Annotated in this window: 21 protein-coding genes and 1 pseudogene; 13 read left to right on the top strand and 9 right to left on the bottom strand. The window is 72.8% G+C overall.

The features are described from left to right. Positions 1-945 carry a GDP-L-fucose synthase family protein gene (locus IG62_RS0100595; protein WP_030796149.1) on the bottom strand — a complete coding sequence of 315 codons (945 nt, stop codon included), beginning with the start codon at positions 943-945 and terminating at the stop codon, positions 1-3. A gap of 77 nt (positions 946-1022) precedes the next feature. Here IG62_RS0100595 and gmd point away from each other — a divergent pair, with 77 nt between their 5' ends. The 3 genes from gmd to IG62_RS0100580 are packed head-to-tail and all read left to right on the top strand — an operon-like array spanning position 1023 to position 3687. Then, on the top strand, positions 1023-2036 hold the full coding sequence (gmd, locus tag IG62_RS0100590; protein WP_030796147.1) for a GDP-mannose 4,6-dehydratase: 1014 nt from the start codon (positions 1023-1025) through the stop codon (positions 2034-2036). Next, complete coding sequence (locus IG62_RS0100585; protein WP_030796145.1) at positions 2033-2569, top strand: DapH/DapD/GlmU-related protein; 537 nt, start codon at positions 2033-2035, stop codon at positions 2567-2569. Before gmd ends, IG62_RS0100585 begins: the two co-directional genes overlap by 4 nt. After that, positions 2566-3687, top strand: a complete 1122-nt coding sequence (locus IG62_RS0100580; RefSeq protein WP_037837618.1) for a glycosyltransferase — start codon at positions 2566-2568, stop codon at positions 3685-3687. Before IG62_RS0100585 ends, IG62_RS0100580 begins: the two co-directional genes overlap by 4 nt. Positions 3688-3740: 53 nt before the next feature. Here IG62_RS0100580 and IG62_RS0100575 read toward each other — a convergent pair whose 3' ends face one another. Then, complete coding sequence (locus IG62_RS0100575; RefSeq protein ID WP_030796141.1) at positions 3741-4994, bottom strand: glycosyltransferase; 1254 nt, start codon at positions 4992-4994, stop codon at positions 3741-3743. Positions 4995-5146: 152 nt separating this feature from the next. On the opposite strand from IG62_RS0100575, the gene IG62_RS0100570 reads away from it, so the two are divergent. The 5 genes from IG62_RS0100570 to IG62_RS0100550 all read left to right on the top strand — a co-directional run bounded on the left by IG62_RS0100570 (position 5147) and on the right by IG62_RS0100550 (position 11959). Further along, a complete protein-coding gene (locus IG62_RS0100570; protein WP_030796139.1) occupies positions 5147-6637 on the top strand; it encodes a hypothetical protein in 1491 nt (496 codons plus the stop codon). After that, positions 6634-8310 (top strand): polysaccharide biosynthesis tyrosine autokinase, encoded by a 1677-nt coding sequence (locus IG62_RS0100565; protein ID WP_030796138.1) that lies wholly within the window; start codon positions 6634-6636, stop codon positions 8308-8310. Before IG62_RS0100570 ends, IG62_RS0100565 begins: the two co-directional genes overlap by 4 nt. Continuing rightward, positions 8307-9878 (top strand): oligosaccharide flippase family protein, encoded by a 1572-nt coding sequence (locus IG62_RS0100560; protein WP_234326116.1) that lies wholly within the window; start codon positions 8307-8309, stop codon positions 9876-9878. The genes IG62_RS0100565 and IG62_RS0100560 overlap by 4 nt, the downstream gene beginning before the upstream one ends. A 91-nt stretch (positions 9879-9969) precedes the next feature. Beyond that, on the top strand, positions 9970-11508 hold the full coding sequence (locus tag IG62_RS0100555) for a hypothetical protein (protein WP_030796136.1): 1539 nt from the start codon (positions 9970-9972) through the stop codon (positions 11506-11508). A gap of 22 nt (positions 11509-11530) precedes the next feature. Beyond that, positions 11531-11959 (top strand): adenylyltransferase/cytidyltransferase family protein, encoded by a 429-nt coding sequence (locus tag IG62_RS0100550; protein ID WP_030409943.1) that lies wholly within the window; start codon positions 11531-11533, stop codon positions 11957-11959. Positions 11960-12038: 79 nt separating this feature from the next. On the opposite strand, the gene IG62_RS0100545 is transcribed toward IG62_RS0100550, so the two are convergent. Beyond that, a complete protein-coding gene (locus IG62_RS0100545) occupies positions 12039-12767 on the bottom strand; it encodes a CDP-alcohol phosphatidyltransferase family protein (protein WP_030796135.1) in 729 nt (242 codons plus the stop codon). 42 nt (positions 12768-12809) lie between these two features. On the opposite strand from IG62_RS0100545, the gene IG62_RS0100540 reads away from it, so the two are divergent. The 3 genes from IG62_RS0100540 (at position 12810) to IG62_RS0100530 (ending at position 15445) form a co-directional block, all read left to right on the top strand. Further along, entirely contained in the window at positions 12810-14102 is a 1293-nt protein-coding gene (locus IG62_RS0100540; protein WP_051797345.1) for a glycosyl hydrolase family 28-related protein, read from the top strand. 59 nt (positions 14103-14161) lie between these two features. Then, positions 14162-14743: a GNAT family N-acetyltransferase gene (locus IG62_RS0100535; protein ID WP_030796132.1), complete on the top strand. Its 582-nt coding sequence runs from the start codon at positions 14162-14164 to the stop codon at positions 14741-14743. Between the two features lie 252 nt (positions 14744-14995). After that, on the top strand, positions 14996-15445 hold the full coding sequence (locus IG62_RS0100530) for an ATP-binding protein (protein ID WP_234326114.1): 450 nt from the start codon (positions 14996-14998) through the stop codon (positions 15443-15445). A 33-nt stretch (positions 15446-15478) separates the two neighbouring features. Here IG62_RS0100530 and IG62_RS0100525 read toward each other — a convergent pair whose 3' ends face one another. The 6 genes from IG62_RS0100525 to IG62_RS0100500 form a co-directional block, all read right to left on the bottom strand. After that, positions 15479-16732, bottom strand: coding sequence for a PP2C family protein-serine/threonine phosphatase (locus tag IG62_RS0100525; protein ID WP_030796127.1), 1254 nt, complete (start codon positions 16730-16732; stop codon positions 15479-15481). Next, positions 16729-17736, bottom strand: coding sequence for a SpoIIE family protein phosphatase (locus tag IG62_RS0100520; RefSeq protein WP_030796125.1), 1008 nt, complete (start codon positions 17734-17736; stop codon positions 16729-16731). The genes IG62_RS0100525 and IG62_RS0100520 overlap by 4 nt, the downstream gene beginning before the upstream one ends. After that, a complete protein-coding gene (locus tag IG62_RS0100515; protein ID WP_030796123.1) occupies positions 17733-18209 on the bottom strand; it encodes an ATP-binding protein in 477 nt (158 codons plus the stop codon). The genes IG62_RS0100520 and IG62_RS0100515 overlap by 4 nt, the downstream gene beginning before the upstream one ends. Continuing rightward, a complete protein-coding gene (locus IG62_RS0100510) occupies positions 18193-18603 on the bottom strand; it encodes an STAS domain-containing protein (protein ID WP_030796121.1) in 411 nt (136 codons plus the stop codon). Before IG62_RS0100510 ends, IG62_RS0100515 begins: the two co-directional genes overlap by 17 nt. Beyond that, on the bottom strand, positions 18600-19478 hold the full coding sequence (locus tag IG62_RS0100505; protein WP_030796119.1) for an STAS domain-containing protein: 879 nt from the start codon (positions 19476-19478) through the stop codon (positions 18600-18602). The genes IG62_RS0100510 and IG62_RS0100505 overlap by 4 nt, the downstream gene beginning before the upstream one ends. 204 nt (positions 19479-19682) lie before the next feature. Beyond that, positions 19683-21095: a PLP-dependent aminotransferase family protein gene (locus IG62_RS0100500; protein ID WP_030796117.1), complete on the bottom strand. Its 1413-nt coding sequence runs from the start codon at positions 21093-21095 to the stop codon at positions 19683-19685. Between the two features lie 47 nt (positions 21096-21142). Here IG62_RS0100500 and IG62_RS0100495 point away from each other — a divergent pair, with 47 nt between their 5' ends. Together IG62_RS0100495 and IG62_RS43905 are read left to right on the top strand one after the other, a co-directional pair. Next, positions 21143-22339, top strand: coding sequence for an MFS transporter (locus IG62_RS0100495; protein WP_030796115.1), 1197 nt, complete (start codon positions 21143-21145; stop codon positions 22337-22339). 47 nt (positions 22340-22386) lie between these two features. Next, positions 22387-22557, top strand: a pseudogene (locus tag IG62_RS43905) (VOC family protein); the annotation flags it as partial. Positions 22558-22586 lie beyond the last annotated feature (29 nt).

Below are 22586 nucleotides of genomic sequence, written 5' to 3'. Positions count from 1 at the left end.
TCACGCCGGGGCCGGCTGCGACCGCCAGGCTGCGTAGGTCGCGGCGATGCCGTCCGCGAGCGGCACGGTCGGCGACCAGCCCAGGGCGCGCATCGTGCTGATGTCGAGGAGCTTGCGCGGGGTGCCGTCGGGGTGGGTCGGGTCGAAGGCGATCCGACCCTCATAGCCCACGACGGAGGCGACGCAGGAGGCGAGTTCGGCGATGGTGAGGTCCTCGCCGCAGCCGACGTTGACCGGGTCCTCGCCGTCGTGGCGGCGCAGCAGCACCTCGCAGGCCGCGGCCAGGTCGTCGACGTGCAGGAATTCGCGCCGGGGGGTCCCGGTGCCCCAGAGGGTGACCTCGGGCCGGCCCTGCTCCTTCGCCTCGTGGAAGCGGCGGATCAGTGCGGGCAGGACGTGCGAGGTCTCCAGGTCGAAGTTGTCGCCGGGGCCGTAGAGGTTGGTCGGCATGGCGGAGATGAAGGAGGCGCCGTACTGCCGGCGGTAGGAGCGGATCTGGACCAGGCCGGCGATCTTGGCTATCGCATACGCCTCGTTGGTGGGCTCCAGCGGCCCGCTGAGCAGGGCGTCCTCGGTGATCGGCTGGGGGGCGTGCTTGGGGTAGATGCAGCTCGACCCGAGGAACAGCAGCCGGCGGACGCCTGCCTGGTGGGCGCCGGCGATGACGCTGAGCTGGATGCTCAGGTTGTCCTCCAGGAACTGCACCGGCTGGGTGCTGTTGGCCATGATTCCGCCGACCTTGGCGGCCGCCAGGACGACGGCGTCGGGGCGGGCGGCGCGCAGCCAGTCCGCGGTGGCGGCGGCGTCGCGCAGGTCGAGTGCGGTGCGGGGGCGGGTCAGTACGTCGTAACCCTGGGCGGACAGCCGCCGGGCCACGGCGGAGCCGACCAGGCCCCGGTGGCCGGCGACGAAGACCCGGGCGGGCGGGGGCAGCAAGTCATCCATGGTCCGGATTGTGGCAGTGGAACCGTTACATCCACCTGCCATTTCAGGAAATACAACGTTTCTCGTGGGGGGAAGCCATGACCAAAACCGCAGTGATCACCGGCATCACCGGCCAGGACGGTTCGTATCTCGCGGAATTGCTGTTGAGCAAGGGCTATGAAGTGCACGGGCTGATGAGACGCTCGTCGAGCTTCAACACCGAGCGCATAGACCACATCTACCAGGACCCGCACACCCCGGGGCGCCGGCTGCTGCTGCACCACGTCGACCTGTCCGACGGGGTGGCGCTGGTGAACCTGCTGCGCGACCTGCAGCCGGACGAGGTCTACAACCTCGGCGCGCAGTCCCATGTCCGGGTCTCCTTCGACGCCCCGCTGTACACCGGCGACGTCACCGGGCTGGGTGCGCTGCGGCTGCTGGAGGCCATCCGCGCCAGCGGTGTGCAGACCCGGCTGTACCAGGCGTCGTCCTCCGAGATGTTCGGCGCCACCCCGCCGCCGCAGAACGAGACGACGCCCTTCCACCCCCGCAGCCCCTACGGCTGCGCCAAGGTCATGGCCTACTGGTCCACCGTCAACTACCGCGAGGCGTACGGGTTGTTCGGGGTCAACGGGATCCTCTTCAACCACGAGAGCCCGCGGCGCGGCGAGACCTTCGTCACCCGGAAGATCACCCGTGCGGTGGCCCGTATCCAGGCGGGTCTGCAGCAGCACCTCTATCTCGGCAATCTCGACGCCGTCCGCGACTGGGGTTACGCACCCGAGTACGTGGAGGCGATGTGGCTGATGCTCCAGCGTGACGAGCCCGACGACTACGTGGTGGCGACCGGAGTGGCCGCGACCGTACGCGACTTCCTGCACGCCGCGTTCGACTGCGTGGGGCTGGACTGGGAGCGCAGCGTCCGGTTCGACCCGAAGTACGAGCGGCCCAGTGAGGTGGACGCGCTGATCGGCGATCCGTCCAAGGCGAAGCGGCTGCTGGACTGGTCGCCGAAGGTGCAGTACGACGAGCTGGCGCGGATCATGGTCGAGTCCGACATACGGCAGCTGGAGGACGAACTCTCCGGCCACCGGGTGCGGGTGGACCGATGACCACGTCCGCCACCGCCCGCCGGCTGCGCGGATTCACCGGCGCCGGGTACGACAAGGGCCGCGGCCTGCTGACCCAGGCCCTCTGGTTCGCCGTGCTCAACCTGTTCTTCGTGAAGTGGTGGTTCCCGCCGCGGCTGCGCCCCACGGTGCTGCGGGCGTTCGGCGCGCGGGTCGGTGACCGGGTGCTGATCCGGCACCGGGTGCGGGTGCAGTGGCCGTGGAAGCTCACCATCGGCGACGACGTCTGGGTGGGCGAGGACGCCTGGCTGATCACGCTGGAGCCGATCACGATCGGCCATGACGTCTGTGTGTCCCAGGGCGCCGTGCTGTGCACCGGGAGCCATCAACGCCGCTCCCCCACCTTCGAGTTCGACAACGGGCCGATCCGTCTGGAGCCCGGCGCCTGGGTGGCCGCCCGCGCCATGGTGCTGCGCGGGGTGACCGTCGGTGCGGGCGCGGTGGTCGGTGCGGGCGCGGTCGCCCACCGGGACGTGCCCGCGGGGGCCGTGCACACCACCGGAGCCGCCCGGTGAGGATCAGCCATGTGGTGACCCTGGTCAGCGACGACGGGGCGTACGGCGGGCCGGTGAGCGTGGCCACCGGGCAGCTGGCCGAACTGGCCGCGCGCGGGCACGAGGTCGAGCTGATCGCGCTGTGGCGCGGCCGGGGCGGCCCGCCGCGCACCGTGGACAGGGTGCCGCTGCGGGCCCGCCCCGCGCGCACGCTCGTCCCGGGGCAGGGCTTCCTCGGCCTGTTCCACCCGGGGCTGCTGCCGCTGCTGTGGCGCGCCGCGGGCCGGGCCGGCGCCCTGCATCTGCACGCCGGCCGCGATCTGGTGTCGCTGGCCGCGCTCGTCGTCGCCGTACTGCGCCGCCGGCCGTTCGTGGTGCAGACGCACGGCATGGTCCAGCCGCGGTCGTCAGCCGTCGCGCGGGTCTTCGACCGGGTCTATGTGCCGCTGCTGCGCCGGGCGGCCGCGGCGCTGGTGCTCACGGACGAGGAGGAGGCCGGCCTGCGACGGGTGCTGGGACCGCGCGGGCCGCGGCTGGTCCGGCTGCACAACGGGGTGCGGCGGGGGGCGACCGAGGCGACGGTGCGGTTGCCGGCCGAGGTGCTGTTCCTGGCCCGGCTGCAGGCCCGCAAACGGCCCGAGGCGTTCGTGCGGATGGCGGCGCTGGTGCACCGCAAGCGCCCCGAGGTGACGTTCCCCGTGTACGGCGCGGACGAGGGACGGCTCGGTGCCGTCCGGCGGCTGATCGCCGACGAGGGGCTCGGTGAGGTGGTGACGTACGGCGGGGCGCTGGACCACGGGACCGCGGTGGAGCGCATCGCGCGGGCCGCGGTGTACGTGCTGCCGAGCGTCGAGGAGCCCTTCCCGATGAGCGTGCTGGAGGCCCTGGCCGTCGGCACGCCGGTGGTCTGCACGGACCGCTGCGGGATCGCCGGTGCGCTCCGGCGCCGCGGGGCGGCCCTGGTGACCGACGGTTCGCCGGAGCAGCTGGCCGATGCGGTGCTGCGGCTGCTGGAGGACGAGGCGTTGCGGGAGCGGGTGGTGCGGGCCGGCTGGGCGGCGCTGGACGAGGAGTTCTCGCTCGCCGCGGTGGCCGACCGGCTGGAGGAGCACTACCGGTCCCTCGCGGGAGGCGGATGAGCCGGGTGGCGGCGGGGCTGCGGCCCCGCCGCCGGTACCTCACGGGCCGGTGCCTAGCGGCCGCCGGCCCGGCCGTCCATGGCCAGCCGCAGCAGGGCGGTGATCCGCGCCAGTCCGGCCCGGCTGCTGAGCCGTTCCTCGGCGTAGCGGGGACCGCGGGCGCCCAGCCCGGCGGCCCGTACGGGGTCCTCGGCGAGCGCGCGGACCTCGGCCAGCAGCGCCTTGGGGTCCTCCGGAGCGATGACGGTTCCGGCGCCCGAGCGGAGGACCTCCTGGGCGGTCCCGCCTTCGGCCGCCACCGAGGCGATCACCGGCCGGCCGGCCATGAAGTACGAGGTCAGCTTGGACGGCAGGCTCATGTCGAGCACGGACGCCTTCTGCGTCACGGCGAGCACATCGGCGGCCGCGAGCACCTCGGGGAAATCCTCGGCGTCGGCCGGCGGGAGGAAGGACAACGCGCGGCTGCCGGCGCCCAGCCGTTGCAGGTCGGCGCGCTGGTTGCCGTCCCCCATGAGCACGATCCGTACCGGGGCGGCTTCGCGGTCGGCGAGCCGGGCCGCCTCGACCAGCACCTCCAGTCCTTGTTTGAGGCCCATGTTGCCGGCGTGCAGCAGCACGGTCTCGTCGGCCGCCCAGCCCAGCCGGGCCCGGGTCCGCTCGCGGTCGCCGCGCGGGCCCGTCACGTGCGTCCAGTTGGGCACCACGTGGATCCGTTCGCGGGGCACCCCCATCGCCGTGACCCGGGCGACGAACGACTCGTGCACCACCCCGACGACGGTGGCGCCGCGCAGGACCCGGGCCTCGACGGCTCCGGCCAGGACCGCGGCCCAGCCCCCGCCCTGGATGCCGCTCTGCTCGGCGGCCGCGCCCATCAGGTCCTGGACGACCACGACGTGCGGTACCCCGGCCCGTCGCGCCAGCCGTCCGCCCAGCACTCCCCCGGCCAGGGTGGGCATCTGGGTGAGCACCACATCGGGCCGGACGGGCGGCGGCGCCAGGAGGCCGTGCGCCAGGATGCTCGCCTCGAACAGCGCCCGGCGGGCGGCGGTCTGCCGGGCCGGTACGGTGTGCCGCCGGCGGTGCACGGTCACCCCGGCGCGCTGCTCCCGCATCCGCCAGCGGCCGCGGTAGCCCTCCGCCACCCGCCAGGACGGGTAGTGCGGCAGGCCCGCGAGGACGTGGGTGTCGGCCCCGGACGCGGCGAGGTGCTCGGCTATTTGCGTCGAGTACGGCCCTATGCCGGTGTGCTCGGGTGCGTAGTTGGTCGAGACGACCAGGACACGCCGCCCGTCGAACGAGTCTTCCACGAATGCCCCCCTCTGGCTGTGCCGGTCATCGTAGAAGCGGTCAGGGCATCCCGGACTGTGAATTGGGTTGCGATTGTGTCCCGAAGCCACTCTTGTCATCCGATGTCGCTTAGATTGTGGGCCGCTGAAGAGGAGTTGGGGGAGGTGGGCCGGTGAGGGCGGGGCGTCGGACGGCCGTCGGGCCCGGGCGTGCGGTGGCCGCGCTGGGCTGCTGGGCGCTGCTGCTGGTGGTGTTGCTGCCGCTGCTGGTGCTGCGGTCGCTGGACGCCCGCTTCGGTGCCGCGCTCGCCGTCCAACTCGTGGTGGTGGTGCACACCGGTGCGGCGCTGGCGCGGGTGCTGACGGACGTCCGGGCCCGGCTGATCGCGTTCGGCTTCTGGCTGTTCTCGTACGTGTGGCTGGGGCTGGCGCCGCTGGCGATGCTCGCCACGGACGCCTATCCGCGCGGGTTCGTGGTTGATGCGCACACCGCTTTCGTCTCAACGGCACTGGTGGAGGCGGGACTTCTGGCGTACAGCGCGGGGTCGGCGGTGGCCGCCTGGCGGGCCGGCCGTGGGTCCGCTGTCCTCGAACCGGTGCTCGCGCGGCGCCTGGCGCCGGGGCGGGTGCTGCTGTTGTGCGGGGCGGCGCTGTTGCTGGCGGTGGTGCTGATCCCGCAGCAGGGCGGGCTGGCGGCGTTCTTCCTCAGCCGGCAGGCGGCCAACGAGGCGGCGGCGCTCGCCGAGCCGGCGGGGTCGGCGGACCGGGCGATGTCGGCCTGGCTGCTGTCGGTGCCGGCGTTCTGGGCGCTGGTGGCGCTGGTGCACGTGCCGCGGTTCCCGGCCGGCGACCGGATTCTGCGCGGTCTGCGCTGGCTGTTGCTGCCACTGCTGGCCGCGGTCAACGTGATCGTCAACAACCCCGTCAGCCAGCCGCGGTTCTGGGCCGGGACGGTGCTGCTGGCGCTGGTCTTCGGCGCGTCCTGGCTGCGCGGGCCGCGGGCGTTCCGGGTCGGAGCGGCGGCGGTGGCGGCCGTGGTGCTGGTGGTGTTCCCGTACAGCGACTACTTCCGTTACGACAAGCGGGAGCCGGTCCGCATCGTCTCCCTCGCCGAGCAGTTCACGTCCAACGGGGACTACGACGCGTTCCAGCAGATCGAGACGGGTGTGGATTACGTCCGCACCCATGGCTTCACGCCGACGGCCGCGCTCGGGCCGCCGCTGTTCTTCGTGCCGCGCGCCGCGTGGCCCGGCAAGCCGGACGACGCGGGCATCCTGCTCGCCCGGCACGCGGGGTACTCCTTCGAGAACCTCTCCGCACCGCTGTGGATCGAGTCGTACATGTGGGCCGGGTTCCCGTCGGTCGTCGCGGTCTTCGGTCTGATCGGCGCGGTGGGGCGGCGGATCGACGAGCTGCGGCACCGGCTGCGGCGGCACCGGGGCACCCTCGCGGCGCTGCTGGTCCCGGCGTTCGGCTTCTACCAGCTGGTGTTGCTGCGCGGCAGCCTGATGGCGATCGTCGGGCCGCTCGCGCTGCTGGTGTGCATCCCGCTGCTGATCACCCGCAAGCCGGGGCGTCCGTCCCCGCCCGCGGCCGCGCCGGAGCCGGTGGCCCCGGCGGACCGCACCGCACCGTCGCTATGCACAGGAGGAACACGTACGTGAACGTCTTCGACGAGCCCGCGGAGGAACCGGACCAGATCCGCGACCAGTTGCGCCGGCTCTTCCGGTACCGGGCGTTCATCCTGCTCGGCCTGGTTCTGGGCCTGCTCGGTGGCGGTGCGGTGTTCGTGTTCGGCGGCCCGACCTATACGGCGACGGGCGAGGTCGTGGTGCATGCGATCAGCACCGCGCCGTTCGAGGCCGGCGGGGTCTCGGCGGACAAGCAGATCAGCATGGGCACCGAGCGGCAGATCGCGCAGAGCGCTTCGGTGGCGGCCGGTGCGGCCAAGGCCCTGGGGGAACGCACGGACCCGGCCGTTCTGCAGCGCGATCTGCGGGTGAGCAATCCGCCCGAGACCCAGACCCTGCTGTTCGAGTACAGCGCGGATTCCGCGGACCGGGCGTCCGCGCTGGTCAACGCCTTCGTCCACGCTTACCTGACGTATCGTCAGCAGGCCGCGGCGCAGCGGATTGAGACCACGGTCAGCAAGCTCGGGGACGAGCTGAAGCCGCTCATGGCGCAGCGGAAGGTGCTGGACCGCCGGATCGCGGACGCGGGCGGCGGTGCGGGGCGGGCCGCCGACGAGTCCGAGCGCAGAGACCTGGTGTCGCAGATCACCGACCTGCAGGGCCGCATCTCCAGTCTGAAGTCCCTGGACACCACGCCGGGCGACATCGTGCGCAAGGGCGATCCGCCGGCCTTCCCGTCCAGCCCCGGCCTCGCGGTGCTGCTGCTCGCCGGTGCGGTGGCGGGACTGGTGCTGGGGATCCTGGCGGCGTGGGTCCGGTCGGTGCTGGAGCCGCGGGTGCGGTCGGTGGCGGATGTGCAGGACAATCTGCGGGCTCCGGTGCTGGGCATCCTGCCGCGGCGGCGTGGTGGCGAGCAGGTGCTGGAGGTGGGCCGGTCCGGGCACGGCAACCGGGCGGAGGCCTATCGCACGATCGCGTTCCGGCTCATGCACGACCTGCGGTTCTCCGGTACGGACAGCCTGCTGATCGTTTCCCCGCGGGAGAACGCGGAGGCGGTGCCGGTCGCGGTCAATCTGGCCGGCGCGTTCGCCGAGATCGGCAACGACATCCTGCTGGTGGAGGCGGATCTCCGGACGCCGCAACTCGCCCAGCGGCTGCCGCTGCGGCCCGGCCACGGCCGGCCGGTCCCGGGCAGCTGGGCGGAGGGCGAACGGCTCACGGTGGAGGCGGGGGTGGACGGCCGGTTCGAGCTGCTGCCCGGGCGTGAAGTCCCCAATCCGGCCCGGGTGTTGTCCTCGCCGCAGTTCGCACGGTTGCTCAACGCGCCGTCGGGCCCGGACGAGCGGGTCGTGGTGGTCACCGGTCCGCTGCTCTCGCACGCGGACGGGCTGGCCGTCGCCAAGCAGGGCGCCGGTGTGGTGGTGGTCTGCGACCTCAACGAGGTGCGCCGGGACGATCTGGACCGGGTGTGGGAGCTGATCACCGGCGCCGGCGGGCACATCCTGGGTGCCGTGCTGGACAAGGGGCGCCGCGGTCCGTCGCTGCGCCGGCTGACGGACGGCGGGCCGACCCGCCGCAAGCGCGGCCGGAACCAGCCCCGGACGACCGTGGTGGCACCGCCCGTACGACCCGGTCCGCCGGCTCCGCGCACCGGCCCGGTGGCGGCGGACGGCGCGTCCGCCGATGCCCGACCGCTGCGCGGGTGACCGGCCTCCGCCCGGCGGGACTGGGCAGCACGACGACGGCAACGGGCTCCCCACACAAGGACGTTGGTGCGCTCGGGGTGCGGACGACGGCCCGTGGGAGTCTGTTCGCGCTGGCCGGTTCCGCGGCGAACGCGGTGTTCGGGTTCCTGCTGGTGGCCGTCGTCACCCAGGGGCTCGGGGCCCGCGGGGCCGGTGCGGTCTTCACCGCGGTCGCGGCCTTCACCATCCTGAGCAACGCCCTGAAGCTCGGGGCCGACACCGCGCTGGTCCGTTTCGTCTCCCAGGACCTGGAGCTGACCGGTGGGTCCGGGGTGCCGGGGCTGCTGCGGACCGCGGTGCTGCCGGCATTGGTGGCGAGCGGGGCCGGGGCGGCGGTGCTGCTGTGCTCCCCCGGGCTCGCCGGCCGGCTGCTGCCCGAACTGGACCCGGGGCAGGCCGGTGCCGTGCTCCGGCTGTGTGCGGTGTTCCTGCCGGTGACGACGGTGACGCTGGTGCTGCTCGGTGCGACCCGGGGGTACGGGTCGGTGGTGCCGTTCGTGGGCGTGGAGCAGATCGGCAAGCCGGTGCTGCGGGTGCTCCTGGCGGTGCCGCTGGTGCTGTGGGCGCCGAGTGTTTCCGGGGTCTGGGCGGCCTGGCTGCTGCCCGGGGTGCTGGGCGCGGTGGCGGCCGGGATCTCGCTGCGGCGGTCCCGGCGGGCCCATCCCGGAACGGGCCGGCCGCCGCCGCGGGCCCGGGAATTCTGGGCGTTCGCCGGACCGCGCGCGGTGTCGTCGCTGTTCGACATCGCCGCGGTGTGGATCGGCGTGATCCTGCTGTCGGTGCTGGGCACGAGCGCGGAGGCCGGCGTCTACACGGCGATCGGGCGGCTGATCACCGCTGGGACGCTGCTGCAACTGGCGGTCCGGCTGGCGGTGGCGCCGCAGATCAGCCGGCTGCTGGCGGGCGGTGACACGGGCGCGGCACAGCGGCTGCACCGGCACTCGACCCGGTGGATCGCCCTGTTCTCCTGGCCGGTGTTCGTGCTGCTCGCGGCCTTTCCGCGCACCGTGCTGTCGGTGTTCGGTACCGGCTTCGCCGACGGCGCGCCGGCGCTGGTGGTGCTGGCGGTGGCCGCGGTGGTCAACGTCGGGGTGGGCAACGCCCAGACCGCGCTGCTGATGGCGGGGCGGAGCGTGGGAAACCTTGCCGTGGCGGGGTCCGCGTTCGTGGTCCAGGTGGGCAGCGGGGTGTGGCTGGTGCCGCGGTACGGGGTGCTGGGCGCCGCGGTGTCCTGGGGGCTGGCGATCGTCGTGGACAACGGGGTCTCGGCGCTGCTGGTCCGCCGGCGGCTGGGGTTCCGCACCGTGGACCGGGGCTATCTGCTGGCCGCGCTGACCGGGCTCGGAGCGGTGTCGTGCGGGGCGTTCGGTATGCGGGCGCTATGCGGGGACAGCGTGGCCGGTGCGCTTTTCGCAATGGTTTTTTCCATAGGGGCGTTCAGCACCCTCGTCTGGCGCTATCGTTTGCCGCTGGGGGTAGGGGAGTTCTTCGGTGCGCTGCGCAAGCGCAGTTCGGAAAACTCACGGTGAACGCTGGTCGCAATTCCACACGGAAATCAACTCGTTCGCGCTTCCTGTCCAACAACATTTCTTGCTCGCGCCATGCTTCCAGGGGGGACCTGTGCGCCAACGAAGCAGACCCGTCCATCTTTTCCTCGCGGCCGCGGTGCTCGGCACCGCCTCGGCGGCGCTCGCCGCCGGTCCCGCCCAGGCCAACGGAGAGGCCACGCTGACCGCCGATCCGCTGAGCACCTGGCAGACCGACGGCATCGTGTGGTCCCTGGCCTACGCCAAGGGCATCGTCTACGTGGGGGGCCGGTTCGATCACATCCGGCCGCCCGGTGCGGCCCCCGGCAGCGGTGAGCTCACCCGTAGGAACTTCGCGGCCTTCGACGCCGAAACCGGCAAACCGCTCGCCTGCGCCCCGGCGTTCAGCGGCGGTGAGAACACCATCCGGGCGATGAATGCCTCCCCCGACGGTTCGCTGATCTACATCGGCGGCTCGTTCGGCAAGGCCGGTCCGGTCGGGCGTTCCAACACCGCCTCGCTCACCACCGCGGACTGCACGATCGGCGACGAGTGGAAGCCGACGGTCAGCTCGACCGTGCGCGCCCTCGACGTCACCGACGACGCGGTGTACATCGGCGGCCAGTTCGACAAGGTCCAGGGGCAGACCCGCGAGCGGGTCGCCGCGCTGCGTCCGACGGGTGCGCTGCTGCCGTTCAAGGCGACGATCCGGGGCTCGTCGATCCCGAACGACCCGACGCCCGGGGTGAACGCGATCACGGTCGCCCCGAAGCTCAACAAGGTCATCATCGGCGGCCGGTTCACCTCGGTGAACGGCAGTCTGCTGAGCGTGCACGCGCTGGCCGGGCTCGACGCGACCACCGGCAAGGTCGTCAACACCTTCACCGGCTGGATCCCCAACAGGTCGGCGGTCAAGGCGCTCGTCAACGACGGCACCAACTTCTATCTGGGCGCCGAGGGCACCGGCGGCGGCGTCTTCGACGGGCGGATCGCCGGCCGGCTGTCGGACGGCGGGCAGATCTGGAAGGACACCTGCCTGGGCGCCACCCAGGCCGTGCTGCCGTACAAGGGCGTCCTCTACAGCGGGTCGCATGCGCACAACTGCTCCGACACCCCGGGTGGCTTCCCCGACATCGGCAACCGGCAGCACTTCCTCGCCCAGTCGATCGCGGACAAGACGATCCTGCCGTGGTTCCCGGACACCAACGACGGGATCGGCGAGCAGATCGGCCCGCGTGCGCTGACCATGGCGGACGGGGTCCTGTGGGCGGGCGGCGAGTTCACCACCGTCAACGACGCGCCGCAGCAGGGCCTGACGCGGTTTGCGGCGGCTCCGGACACCGGTGCGCCGCAGGTGCCGCTGATGAGCGGGTCGAGCCCGTCGCGCGGGAAGATCACGCTGACCTGGAAGGCCTCGTGGGACCGGGACAACGGCGTGCTGACGTACAAGCTCTACCGGGACGGGGTGTATCTGACCTCGCTCACCAAGGACTCGCGCTACTGGAACCGGCCGGACATGAGCTTCACGGACACCGTGCAGCCCGGTTCGGCGCACCGTTACTCGCTGGAGGTCACCGACGGCACCAACGTCTCGGGCCGCAACGGCCCGGTCAACGTCACCGCCAAGAACTGACCGTTCGTCGACTGGGGAGCACATGACGCACCGCGTGGGGTACGCACCCGGGGTCTACGACTTGTTCCACATAGGTCATCTGAACATTCTCCGGCATGCCAAGAGCCAGTGCGACTATCTCGTGGCCGGGGTCGTCTCGGACGAAATGGCCGAGCAGGCAAAGGGCACGGCACCGGTCATTCCGCTCACCGAGCGGCTGGAGATCGTGCGCAGCGTCCGGTTCGTGGACGCGGCGTTCGTGGAAACCGTGCCGGACAAATTGGTGACCTGGCAGCAGGTCCGGTTCGACGTCCTCTTCAAGGGCGACGACTGGCGGGGAACGAGCAAGGGCGACAAGCTCGAACGGGATTTCGCGGCGGTCGGCGTCGAGGTGATCTATTTCCCCTACACCGTGCACACGTCGAGCACCCTGCTGCGCAAGGCGCTCGACGGGCTGGCGAATTCGGCGTAGTACGGGAGGCCGGCAGAGGTGTGCGGAGGCATTCCCCGGAGTTCTTCCGGGGAATGCCTCGCTGCCTCGTTCCCGGCCGTCAGCGCACGGGGACGGACAGTTCCCGGTACCACTTGACGAGGAACGCCACCATGAAGAGGAGATGGGCGGCGAGCAGCGCGCAGTACGCCGCGACGAACAGGTCACGGCTGCCGAAGAGCAGGAACGCCGCGCAGAACACGCCGTAGTCGACGGGGAGCAGGGCCACCGCACGCAGGGTGGACACCGGTGCCGCGACCGGCCGCCCCGCACCGTTCCGCAGCCGCTCGGCGCGCTTGAGCTGGTCGGTGAGGATTCCGCCGAAGAAGACCATCACCGCGGCGAATTGGAAGGCCACCGGCAGCAGCAGGAACACCGGGTCGGAGAATCCGAAGTGGCGGTAGAAGGCGAGGAGTACGGCCATGTGGACGGCGAGCATCTTCGCGCAGTCGACGACATGGTCCAGCCACTCCCCCGCGGCGCTGCCGGCCCCGGTCAACCGGGCGAGCTGGCCGTCGGCCGAATCCAAAGCGAAACCCAGGCCCAGTGCCGCGACGATTCCGAGCGCCGCGGCGGGCGAGGGCTTCAGCGTCGCGATCATCACCACCCCGGCGAAGGTCACGGCCGCGCTGATGAGCGTGACCTGATTGGGCGTGAGTTTCAGCTGGTAGCCCGCCGCGGCGAGTATTCGCCCGGCCGGCCGGTTCACATAGCGCGAATACAGGGACACCCCCTTCGCGGATTTCTGGGCCGCCGACAGTTCCCTGAGCGCATATCCGAACTGACTCATGTCCCCCCACTCGATGAAATGGACCCCCCGGAGGAGCACATCATGGCAGGCAGGACCTCTCCGTCAAACGGTGGCGTCGGCCGCCGGACGGTTCTGGCGGGTACGGCCGCCGCGCTCGCGGCCGCCCTGGCCGGCTGCGACTCCGCGCCCTCCCGGCAGCCGTCCGACGAGGCCCCGCAGGGGCCGCTGGTCACGGGCCGCAAGCCCAAGGGCAAGGACGTCATCGACGTGGTGGCGGACTGCGGCGCCAAGGGGGACGGCCGCACCGACGACAGCCGTGCGTTCGCCCGGGCCTACGCCTACGCGGCCGGGCGGGTCTGGGACCACATCGGCCGGACCGTGATCGACATTCCGGCCGGGACGTACCTCATCCGGTCGCCGCACGCGCTGCTCGACGCGCCGGCCGGCAAGCTCAAGGCCAACGGACTGCGGTTCCGCGGGGCGGGGAAGCGGATGACACAGCTGATCTTCGCGCCGTCCCGGGCCGAGGACGCCTACCTGTGCCGCAACGAGGACGGCTGGGCGAATGTGATGTTCGAGCAGATCGCCTTCCGTTCCGGCACGCCCGGCGCGTCGTTCTTCTACTCGTTCTCGACCGGCCAGGCCCAGGACTACCGCTTCTCCGAGTGCGAGTGGACCGGGGAGTGGACCTACGGGCTGGCCCTCGACGGCAGCAACACCAACTCGGAGATGCGCTGGGACGCGTGCCGGGTGGGCGGCTCCTACCGCAAGGCGTTCCTCTACTCCGGGCTGTCGCAGAAGTCGCCGGACCGTCCGCAGCAGGACCAGTTCCTCAACTACTGGTTCACCGACATGAAGGTCGAGTACTCCTGGGGGAATTTCCTGGAATTCCCCTACGGGGGCTCGGTCACCTGCCGCGGCGGTTCGTACATCATCACCGGCCGCCGCCCCGGCGACTCCCCCGACTACGGGCGGACCAGCACCTTCTTCCGCTTCCCGCGCGGCCCGCACCACGACTCCGTCCAGCGCTTCCACGCCGAGGACATCCGCTTCGAGGTACGCGGCCCGGACACCGTCGTGATCGACTGCGCCTGGGACAGCGGCACGGTGCACTTCAACGACTGCGACGACACCGCGCACGCCTTCAAGCCGTTCGCCGGGGCCAGCCGCCCGCACCGCTACCGCATCGGCCCCCGGGGGCCGTTGGTGCGCTACGACTCGTGCCAGCTGTCCGGGAAGCACTTCTACGAGGAGGACGGCGACGGCGGCCCCAAGGCCCGCTACGACATGTGCCTGCTGCGCAACCACCCCGCGCAGGACTTCATCGAGGGCGCGGGCGGGCGGGTGTCGTTCGTCGACTGTCTGGGGACCTGAGCCGTCCCGCGGGCGAAAACGCGCTTTCGGTGCGGAGTGGGGCGAGGCACGATCACCGCATGCAGATACTGTGCTTCCCGGAAGCGGACACCCCGGCCACCCTGCGCGCGCAGGTCCTGGACCTCCAGCACCAGGCATGGCCCCCGGCCGAGCCCTCCCCCGGCCCCGGCGCCGCCCTCACCCACGATCCGGCGCTGCATCCCCGCTCGATGCTGCTCGTCGACGAGGGCACCGTGGTGGCGGCGCTGGACGTGCTGTCCAAGCCGCTGGTGCATGCGGGCCGGCGCTACCGGGCGGGCGGGCTGAGCACCGTCGTGACCCAACCCGCCGTACGCGGCAGGGGATACGGCCGACGGCTGGTGGCCGCCGCCCGTACGGCCATGGCCGCTGCGGGCCTGGATCTGGGCGTGTTCACCTGTGACCGGCCCCTCGAACCCTTCTACCGGAGCGCGGGCTGGCGGCTGCTGCCCGGCACCCACCTCATCGGCGGCACGCCGCGGTGTCCCCTCCCGAGCGACCGGCCCCCCTTCGACAAGGTCACCATGGCCGACTTCTTCTCCGCCGAGGCCCGGCGGCACCACGCCGCGTTCCGGCATGCCCGTCTCGCGCTGTATCCGGGGACGATCGACAAGCTCTGGTGATCCCTTGCCCCCCGGCGGATTAACGCAGGGTGACCAGGGTAGTAAGGATCTGCACTCGAAGAGGCCGACGGAACAGCAGGTCAGAGGCATGCTCTTGACCTGCGTTGCGACGGACGCACGAGAGGAGTGACTCTCCGTGTATGACACACGGGATTGCCGGCGGTCACCGTCCGGCGGACCGGGAGCGTACGCGGAGGACAATGTGGCGGCCCGGTGGCCCGTCTCAAGGACGACACGAACGAGGTGATCCTGTTGAGCAGCACCACGGCCCGGCACCACGGCATGACGCCGTCGGCCCCCTCGCCGTCGGCGCAGGTGACGACGATGGCCAGGCGGCCCAGTGCGGCCGCCGCCGCGCGCGAGGTCACCCGGAAGTTCCTGGCGGGCCTGCGGCCCCCGGTGGACGCCGGCGCTGCCGACGCGGTGGTGCTCGTGGTCTGCGAGCTCGTCACCAACTCCGTACGGCACGCGGCCGGTTCCTCGTTCTCGCTGCGGCTGGCCGTCTGCGGCGATGCGCTCGCGGTGGGCGTGACCGACGCGTCCAGCGATCCGCCCGTGGGACGGGTGCCCGATGTCGACGGCGACACCGGGGGTTTCGGCTGGCCGATGGTCCAGCGGCTCGCGATCGCCACGTCGGTGTGCCTGACCGACCAGGGCAAGACGGTGCACGCGCTGATCCCGTGCCGCCGGCGGGCGCGGTGAGCGCCCGCCCGTGAGCACCGGAGGTGCTGCTGCCTACCCCGGCTGCGGGACCCGCCGGAGGGTCAGTGCGAGGGTGTCGTCGGAGTGCAGGATGACCGCGTGCATGTCCTCCGCCAGCGCACCGGGGATCTCCCTTATCGGGCGGTGCCGGTGCCGTAAGACGCTCTCGATCAGCCGCTGTTCGCCCTCCAGCGGGTCCCGGCGGCTTTCGGTGAGGCCGTCGGTGTAGAGCACGAGCAGGTCCTGCTCGTGCAGCCGGGTGCGCAGCAGCCGTTCGCTGCCGGGCAGCGGGAAGCCCACGCCGCGGCCGCGTACCTCCAGGAATTCCGCGGTCCCGTCGCGACGGACCACCAGCGCCGGCGGGTGGCTGCCGTTCGCCAGCTGCAGTTCGCCGGTGGTGGGGTGGAGCCGGACGAGCAGGACCGTGGCCATCAGCTCGGGGTCGAAGGGGGTGAGGATCTCGTGGGTGCGCGCCACGATCGATTCCAGCGGGTGGCCTTCGAGGGCCAGGGTGCGGACCGCGTGGGTGACGTTGAGCGCGCTGCGGGTGCTGCGCACGCCGTGGCCGAGGGCGTCGACGATGGTGATGTGCACGGTGCCGTCCGGCAGCAGGAACCAGTCGTAGAGGTCGCCGCCGGTGGGGGCGTCGGTGCCGGCCGGTGCGTAGTGGACGGCGAGTTCCAGGCCGTCGAGGGTCAGCGGCGGCGGCCGCAGGGCGTCCTCGAGTTCGCGCAGCGTCTGGCCGTGCGCGTTGCGGAGCCGCTCGTCGCGCTCTTCGAGCTGGACGTAGAGGGCCAGCACCCCGGTGTTGGTCTCCTCCAGTTCCTCGGTCAGCCGGCGCTTTTCGGCCACGAGGGCGTCCACGCGGCCGAGGGCCGCCCGCAGTTCCTCCTCCAGCGCGGCGGTCTCGGTCGTCGCGGTGTCCGCGGCGCCGGGCGGGCGGTGCGGTTCCGGGCCGCCGCCGGGGTCGGTGAGCGGGACGCGCCAGGTCAGTGACCCGTCGGATCCGGTGCGGGCGGGCAGCGGGGAGTGCCCGGCGCGCGGCGGGCGGGTGGCGCCCGGGGTGCGGAGGGTGAGAACGAGGGCGGGCGCGGCGGCCCGGCCCCGGCCGGTCTCCCGGGTGACCTCCAGGGTCACCGCTTGGCCGGCGTCGAGCGCGGCACCGGCCGATTCGCTCACGGCGAGCACCAGCCGGGCCCGGGTCTCGACGGGCAGCGCACTGGATTCGGCCAGCCCGCGGACGGCCTGCTGGAGCGCCGGGAGGGTGTGGAGTACGCGTGGGGTCACAAGGGTCTCTGGAAGCGATTGGCGGCAAGGACGGTCGCGTCGTCCCTGGTACGGCGGTGGCCGTGGGCCAGGGCGGTGACGAGCAGGGGCGGCGGCAGGCGCAGCAGGAACGGCGGCGGGGTGCGGGTCCAGCGGTGGTCCAGGCCGTCGGTGTGGAGCACGGCGGTGGCCCCGTCCTCCATGGGCAGCTGGCGGGGATGGGCACGGGGCAGGTTCAGGCCGGCCACGCCGGGTTGCCCGGTGAGCTGGTGGTGGACGCGGTCAGGGGTGACCACCAGGGCGCGGACGTTGCCGACCCCGCAGTACTCGGCGCGGTCCGGGTGCAGCCGCAGCAGTGCGACGGCGGCGCCGCGGGTGTGGCGCAGGGCGCGGTGGACGGCGTGCAGGATGTCGGGCAGCGGGCCGTGCGGCTCGCGGCGGAAGGAGCGCACCGCGAGCTGTGCGGCCTCGGCGGCCGGCGGGCCGTGGCCCAGTCCGTCGACGACGAGGGCGGTGCGGGTGTCCGGCCCGTCGGCGACGGCGCAGGCATCACCGCTGAGCCGTTCACCGGCGGCCGGGAGGCAGACCGCCCCGAGTCCGTGCAGGTCGGCGGCCAGAGGTGCGGACGGGGTGAGCCGGGCGCAGGCGAACGTCCCGTCGGAGGGCGCGCTGCGGATCGTGAAGGCGGTGGCGATCCGGCCGACCGCGCCCAGGCCCGCGCCGAGGGTGTCGGTGGTGGTGTAGCCGTCGGACAGGCACCGCCCGAGCTCGGGCATGCCCGGTCCGCGGTCGGCGGCGAGGATCTCCACACCGTCGCCGAGCGGGGTCCGCTGCACGTACAGGGCGCCGTTGACCGCGTGTTTGGCGAGGTTGCTGCCGAGTTCGGAGGCGAGGACGGCGGCCTGGTCGGGCAGCGGTGCGGGCAGCGCACAGTCCCGGGCCAGTGCGCGGGCGGTCTCCGCGGCGACGTGGACGGCGCTGTAGTGGTCGATGGGGACGCACGCCGTGGGCGGCGGAGCGGTCACCGTACGGCCCACCGTGTGGCCGTCACGGTCGTCCCGCCGCCCACCTCGGTGCGGATGTCGAATTCGTCCATCAACCGCCGGGCGCCGCCCAGGCCGTGTCCGAGTCCGGAGCCGGTGGTGTAGCCGTCGGCGAGCGCGGTGGGGACGTCGTCGATGCCGGGGCCGTCGTCGGTGACGGTCAGCCGCAGGCCGACCGCGTCCCGCCGGGTCGGGTAGTCGATGGTGAGGGTTCCTCCGCCGCCATGGACGTAGGCGTTGCGGGCGAGTTCGCTGGCGGCGGTGACGACCCTGGTCTGGTCGACGATGCTGAAGCCGGCCCGGCGGGTGGCGGCCCGCACGGCATGCCGGACCGTCAGCAGGTCCTGTTCGCTGCGCACGCCGTACGTGGCCGGCCGGGCGACGGCCTCGCCGTTGGCCGCGCGACGGTCCGCGTCCCCGAGCACGGTCGTGCCCCCGTCACCGGCGCCGGTCATGGCGAACCTCTCCGGGCGGCTCCGGGCTCTGGAACCAGCCCAGGGCCGCCATGCCCTGTTCCGCGTTGAGGGCGGTCTCCACCCCGGTCAGCTGCAGTCCCAGTTCGGCGAGCGTGATGGCCACCGGCGGCCGCATGCCGGCCACGATCACCCGGGCGCCCAACAAGCGTGCGGTGGTGGTCAGTTCCATCAGCATGCGGGCGACGAAGGAGTCGATGATCTCCAGACGGGAGATGTCGATCAGCACCCCGCGGGCCCCTTCAGCGGCGATCCGCTCGGTGAGCTCGCTGGTGAAGAGCACGGCGGCCTCGTCGTCGAGCTCGTTGAGCAGGCCGGTGACCAGGACGTCCCCCAGGCGCAGGATCGGCACTCCGGTGGCGGGCGGGCTGCTCATCGCTCGGCCCCCGGTGCGCTCATGGCCGGCGCGGCGTCGGTGAGCTGGATCGCGGCGGCCAGCGCGTCGGCGAGGGTGGCGCGGGTGAGGATGGTGGACAGGTCGATGCCGAGCTGGGCGATGGTCTGGGCGATCGGCGGCCGGATCCCGCTGATCACGCAGTCCGAGCCCATCAGCCGTACCGCGTTGACGGTCTGCATCAGGTGCTGGGCCACGGCCGTGTCCACCGTGGGCACGCCGGTGATGTCGATGATCGCGACCAGCGCCTCGTGCTCCTGGATGGCCTCCAGGAGGTTCTCCATGACGACCTGGGTGCGGGCGGTGTCCAGAGTGCCGATCAGGGGGACGGCGAGCACCTGGCGCCACAACCGCACCACGGGTGTGGAGACTTCGAGCAGTTGCCGGCTCTGCCTGCGGATGATCTCTTCCCGGCCGTCGACGTAGGTCTCGAAGGACAGCGCCCCGGCGGTGTCCAGCAGACGGTTGGCCAGGAGGGACGCGGCGAAGAGTTCGTCGCCGTCCACGCTGTGCCGCTGTACGGCCTCCAGCAGCGCGTCCTTCAGCGCCATCACCGCCAGCGCGGTGACGGTGGGGCTCACGCCGTTGCGCGCCCGGCGCAGCGAGAGGTCGGACACCGCCTGCCGCAGCGCCTGGTGGCCGGTGAAGACCCGCTCCACCGGGAGGTCGCCCTCCAGTCCGGCGAGCAGGGCGCCGAGCAGTGCGTCGGCCTCCTCGCGCAGTGCGCTCTCCCCGACCCCGTCCCCCGAGGCCGCCCGGGCCAGCTGCAACTGCACCCAGCGGTCGGCGATGTCGTCGGCCTCCGTACGCAGCGCCGCCGCGATGCGCTCCCGTGCTGCCGCCTCGGTGGTACGCAATCCCCAGTCCCTTCTGACGACTTACCGGGGCGGTGCCGCCCCGGTCCGGTCCGCGCGAGCCGCCGCCGGCCGCTCGCGATCTTCCTCGCCGCGGCAATGCTACCGAGGCGGTCACGTATGAGGATGCCCAGTTCGGGGCGGTCCGATCAGGAAGAGTGCGGGCCGCCCGGTGGAAGGGCAGGAATTCGTCCGGGCCGGTCGACTTCAGCCCGGGCCGCCCAGCAGGTCCCCGACCGCGGCGATGGCGTCGGTGATGGTGCGCTCACCGAGGTCGCCGAAGCCCAGGACCAGTTGGGCGGGTGCGGAGGCGCCGGTCGAGCGGCAGGCGCTCATGCCGTGGAGGCCGACGGACCGGGTGCGGGCGGCGGCGATCAGGGTCTGCTCGTCGGTCCCGGGTGTGAGGTGGGCGACGGCGTGGAAGCCGGCTGCCAGGCCGGTGACCGCGACGCCGGGGGCATGGGCGGCCAGTGCCGTCACCAGGGCGTCCCGGCGGGCCGCGTAGACCGTCCGCATCCGGCGCAGCTGCCGGTCGTACCTGCCGGATTCGATCAGCTTCGCCAGGGCGAGCTGGTCGAGCGTGGGCGAACCGCGGTCGGCCCGTTGCTTGAGTGCGGTGACGGGTTCGGCGAGGGCGGGCGGGCAGAGCAGCCAGCCGAGGCGCAGCGCGGGGGCGAGGGACTTGCTGACGGTGCCGATGGCCAGTACGCGGTCGGCCGCGAGTCCCTGCAACGACCCGACCGGCTCCCGGTCGTAGCGGAATTCCGCGTCGTAGTCGTCCTCGATGACGAAGCCGTCCCGGCGCTCCGCCCAGTCGAGGAGGGCCAGCCGCCGCTCGGGGGCGAGGACCACTCCGGTCGGCCACTGGTGAGCGGGCGTGACGACGACGGCCCGGGCGTCGGTGGCGGCCAGCGCCGCGACGTCGATGCCCTGCTCGTCCACCGGTACGGGCACCGCCGACAGGCCGGCCGACGCCGCGGCCGCGGTGAGGGTGGCCGGGGAGCCGGGGTCCTCATGGGCGACGGAACGGATGCCTGTTCGCGCCAGGGCACGGAGGGCCAGGTCGAGGCCCTGGGCGTAGCCGGAGCAGATCACGAGCCGTTCGGGGGCGGCCGCGGCGGCCCGTACCCGGCGCAGGTAGCCCGCGAGCACATCGCGGAGCACGGCGCTCCCGCGCGGGTCGCCGTAGTCGAGTGCCGCGGTGGGCAGGGTGCGGCCCGCCTCGCGCATCGCCCACAGCCAGTCGCCGAGCGGGAAGGACCGGAGGTCGGGGACGCCCCAGCGGAAGTCGGCCAGCAGGCGGGGCGGTTCGGGGCGGGACGGCGGGGCCGGCGAGGGTGGTGCGCAGGCGCCGGCGGCGACCCTGGTGGCGGAGCCGACGCGGGTCACGAGGTAGCCCTCGGCCTGGAGCTGGGCGTAGCAGTCCTGCACCAGGCCGCGGGACAGTCCGGCCTCGCGGGCAAGTTGGCGGGAGGAGGGCAGCCGCTCGCCGACCTGGAGCCGTCCGGTGCGGATGGCGTCCCGCAGTGCGCGTTCGACCTGGGAGCGCAGCGGTTCGCCGCTGTTCCGGTCGACGGCTACCAGGAGATCGGGCGACAGACCGGACCACTGTGGCGACACGGAATTGGAGCTTACCGAGGGTCCACCCGGACCCTAGCGTCGCCCCCATGACCACATCGATGGACCCTCGTCGTCCGGGTGCCACGGCCGGTGCGCGGCCGCGGCTGGTGAGCCGTGCGCTGCTGCTGCGCTTCGTGAGCATGGTCGGTGCCTCCGCGAGTCTCTTCCTGCTGTTGCCGGTCGTGCCGCGGTACGCCGAGGCGTCCGGTGGGGGCGGCGGGGCGCCGGGCGTGGCCACCGGGACGCTGATGCTGGCCACGGTGCTGGGGGAGTTGGCCACTCCCCGCCTGGTGGGCCGCTTCGGATACCGGGTGGTGCTGGGCGGCGGCCTGCTCCTCCTGGGGGCGCCCGCGCTGGTACTTCCCCTCTCGGGCGCGATGACGGGGATCGTCGCCGTCTGCTTCCTGCGCGGACTGGGGTTCGCGGCGGCCGTCGTCGCGGGTGGCGCGCTGACCGCCTCGCTCATACCGGCCGCGCGCCGCGGGGAGGGGCTGGCGCTGGTCGGCATCGTCTCGGCGGTGCCGTCGCTGTGCGGTCTGCCGCTGGGCGTGTGGCTCGTGGCGCAGGTGGGGTACGGCCCGGTCGCGGTGGCCGCCGGACTGGTCGCGCTGGTGTCGGTCGTCGCGGTGCCCGGGCTGCCGGACCGGGAGGTGGCGCCGGGGCCGTCGGTGGGCGTGGTCGCCGGGCTGCGGGACGGGGCGCTGCTGCGGCCCGCGGCGGTCTTCGGGACGACCGCGCTGGCGGCCGGGATCATCGTGACGTTCCTGCCGCTCGCGGTGGCGTCCGGCTCGGCCGGGGTGGTCGCGGTGGCGCTGTTCGTCCAGCCGCTCGCCTCGGTCGTCGCGCGCTGGGTCGCCGGCAGGTACGGCGACCGGCACGGCCCCTCCCGTCTGGTGCTGCCCGGTCTGCTGCTGTCCGCCGCCGGGACGCTCGGCCTCGTGCTGACGGACAGTCCGGCCGCCGTGGTCGCCGGGGCCGCCCTCTTCGGCACCGGATTCGGCGTCGTCCAGAACGCCACCCTGACGCTGATGTACGCCCGGGTGCCCGCTTCCGGTTACGGCACGGTGAGCGCGCTGTGGAACGTCGCGTACGACGCGGGCATGGGCGTGGGCGCGGCCGGCTTCGGGGTGGTCGCCGGCTGGACGGGCTATCCGGCGGCCTTCGCGGTCACCGCCGTCCTGATGCTCGGTGCGCTCTTCCCGGCCCGGCGCGACCGCACCGCCGGGGCGCGCGCCGGCGGCTGACGAGGCGTCCGCACGAGGTCCGGCGGGTCAGCCCTCCTGCCACCTGCGGCCGCCGACTGCATCTCGACTTCCGGCCTGATGACCAGGATGCCGAGGTGGTTCGACTGGTGGCCCATGGTGCACAGCGGGTTGATATCGGCCAGGGTGACCAATCCTGGGTTGTCCTGGCAGACCCCGAAGGTAACGAGTTCTGTGTCCTTGGCCAGCGGCGTCAGTAAGGCGCACGTCTGGCCGGGTCGAGGGTGAA

Source organism: Streptomyces sp. NRRL S-337, from assembly GCF_000720175.1.
Classification (GTDB): domain Bacteria; phylum Actinomycetota; class Actinomycetes; order Streptomycetales; family Streptomycetaceae; genus Streptomyces; species Streptomyces siderophoricus.
Note: the sequence above shows the minus strand (reverse complement) of the source record. Positions and strands in the feature narration are given on the sequence as shown.

Bases quoted from the DNA above. Each gene is read 5' to 3' on its own strand.
- IG62_RS0100585 (WP_030796145.1), top strand. From the start codon at position 2,033: ATGACCACGTCCGCCACCGCCCGCCGGCTGCGCGGATTCACCGGCGCC.
- IG62_RS0100535 (WP_030796132.1), top strand. From the start codon at position 14,162: ATGCAGATACTGTGCTTCCCGGAAGCGGACACCCCGGCCACCCTGCGC.
- IG62_RS0100595 (WP_030796149.1), bottom strand. From the start codon at position 945: ATGGATGACTTGCTGCCCCCGCCCGCCCGGGTCTTCGTCGCCGGCCAC.
- IG62_RS0100515 (WP_030796123.1), bottom strand. From the start codon at position 18,209: ATGACCGGCGCCGGTGACGGGGGCACGACCGTGCTCGGGGACGCGGAC.
- IG62_RS0100550 (WP_030409943.1), top strand. From the start codon at position 11,531: ATGACGCACCGCGTGGGGTACGCACCCGGGGTCTACGACTTGTTCCAC.
- IG62_RS0100510 (WP_030796121.1), bottom strand. From the start codon at position 18,603: ATGAGCAGCCCGCCCGCCACCGGAGTGCCGATCCTGCGCCTGGGGGAC.
- IG62_RS0100495 (WP_030796115.1), top strand. From the start codon at position 21,143: ATGACCACATCGATGGACCCTCGTCGTCCGGGTGCCACGGCCGGTGCG.
- IG62_RS0100540 (WP_051797345.1), top strand. From the start codon at position 12,810: ATGGCAGGCAGGACCTCTCCGTCAAACGGTGGCGTCGGCCGCCGGACG.
- gmd (WP_030796147.1), top strand. From the start codon at position 1,023: ATGACCAAAACCGCAGTGATCACCGGCATCACCGGCCAGGACGGTTCG.
- IG62_RS0100545 (WP_030796135.1), bottom strand. From the start codon at position 12,767: ATGAGTCAGTTCGGATATGCGCTCAGGGAACTGTCGGCGGCCCAGAAA.